Source organism: Paenibacillus sp. 32O-W, assembly GCF_007679495.1.
Taxonomy (GTDB): Bacteria; Bacillota; Bacilli; order Paenibacillales; family NBRC-103111; genus Paenibacillus_L; species Paenibacillus_L residui.
This window is the reverse complement of sequence record NZ_VEGP01000197.1, coordinates 1-333: the sequence shown is the minus strand read 5'-3', so window position 1 is coordinate 333 and position 333 is coordinate 1. Positions and strand designations below refer to the sequence as shown.

Below are 333 nucleotides of genomic sequence, written 5' to 3'. Positions count from 1 at the left end.
TTCAGCCGGTAGAGCTCGAAAAATCAAAGTATTCAGTGACTTCTGGGGGAAAGCCTCGCTCTTCTTCATGGAGCATTATCCACACCCCGCTGCTGTCCTGAAACTAGGGGAGACCGGGCTACGGAAGCTCTCGATTCAGCATAATCTCAAATTGCGAAACACCACCATCCAGAAGCTCTTGCACGTCGCTGAACAAGCGTTATCGAGAAACTTACAGGAACTTCGGCCTGAGCTTATGTTACTGAAAATGAAGCTACGTGACTTACGAACATTTGATGCCAAAATTAATGTTTTGGAACAAGAGATCGAGAACCTTCTCCTTCAGACAGACGG

Annotated in this window: 1 pseudogene; it reads left to right on the top strand. The window is 46.8% G+C overall.

The window, feature by feature from the left end:
- Window positions 1-67: 67 nt before the first annotated feature.
- Window positions 68-333: pseudogene (locus FS806_RS26455) on the top strand (IS110 family transposase); the annotation flags it as partial.